This is a genomic window from Mucilaginibacter calamicampi (genome assembly GCF_042676765.1).
GTDB lineage: Bacteria > Bacteroidota > Bacteroidia > Sphingobacteriales > Sphingobacteriaceae > Mucilaginibacter > Mucilaginibacter calamicampi.
The window spans coordinates 1-1276 of sequence record NZ_JBHTHU010000014.1; the positions used below are offsets into that span (position 1 = coordinate 1).

A 1276-nucleotide genomic window follows, 5' to 3' on the forward strand; every position below is an offset into this window, starting at 1 on the left:
CCTACCCGTTCCAGGCCCAGTACTTCCTGCCAGATTACGCACAAGACCGCCTCTGCTTCTGTCTGCGGGGCCGTGTAGCTTTCTTCGCCCGGTGCCTGATCCGGCTCCGGCAGCGATCGCTTGTCCAGCTTCCCGTTTACGGTCAGTGGGAAACGATCCAGCCAGACATAGCTCGCCGGTACCATGTATTCCGGCAATTGGGCCGACAGTGCTGCTATCAGCTCTTCCTGCGGCTTGCTTTCTCCTGTGTAGTACGCTGCCAGGTATTTGTGAGTTCCTTTTTGCTTTAACTGTACGCTGCTTTGCCTGATACCGCTTAGCCGCTGCAGCGCGTTCTCTATCTCTCCCAGTTCTATCCGGTAACCTCGCAGCTTTACCTGCTCGTCGTTCCTACCCAGGTACTCCAGTTCCCCTCCCTTCGTCCAGCGGACTACGTCGCCCGTCTTGTACATCCGCTCGTAGCCTGTTTCGGCAAAGGGGTTCGGTAGGAACCTGGCATCTGTTAGTTCCGGCTGGTTCAGATAGCCCCGCGCCAATCCTGCACCCGAAATGTATAACTCACCGGGAACGCCGATGGGTACGGGCTGATGGTACTTGTCCAGCACATACACACGCGTGTTCCAGATCGGTTGGCCGATGTATACTTTGTTTGCCGGCCTTGTTTCATAATACGTTACGTCTACTGAGGCCTCGGTAGGTCCGTAAAGGTTATGCAAACGGAAGCCTGGGGTAGCTGACAGCTGATACGTTCGGTCTACCACTGCCTGGCTCAGTGCTTCGCCGCTGCAGAACAGCTGCCGGATGCTGCCGTTCAGCTTTTTGCTGCTTTCTTCCAGGTAGCCTGCATAGGCCGAAAGCATACCCGGTACAAAGTGTAAGGTGGTTACTCCTTCGCTGCTTATCAGCTCATCCAGGTAGCTGCTGTCTTTATGCCCTTCCGGACGGGCCAGAACAATGCGTGCGCCGTACCAGTTGGCCCATAACAGTTCCCATACCGATACATCGAATACATAGGGCGTCTTCTGTAATACTACATCTGATCCGTTCAGCGGGTACATGGCCTGCATCCACGCTATCCGGTTGACGATCCCTCCATGTTCTACCATTACTCCTTTGGGCTTGCCTGTGGTGCCTGAGGTATAGATCACATAGGCCAGGTTGGCTGCATTGCTGTACCTGGGCAGGTTCGTCGCTTCTTCTGTCCGGTAGAACGATTCGCTCAGATCGGTACAGATCAGCTTGGCTGCCGGAAGTTCCGGGTTGAGGTGCCTTTGCG

The 1276-nt window shown here is 55.3% G+C and carries 1 protein-coding gene; it reads right to left on the reverse strand.

Going from position 1 to position 1276, the window contains the following annotated elements:
• Positions 1-1276, reverse strand: a 1276-nt coding sequence (locus tag ACFQZS_RS13290) for an amino acid adenylation domain-containing protein (protein ID WP_377101006.1), incomplete at both ends; no start/stop codon positions are given.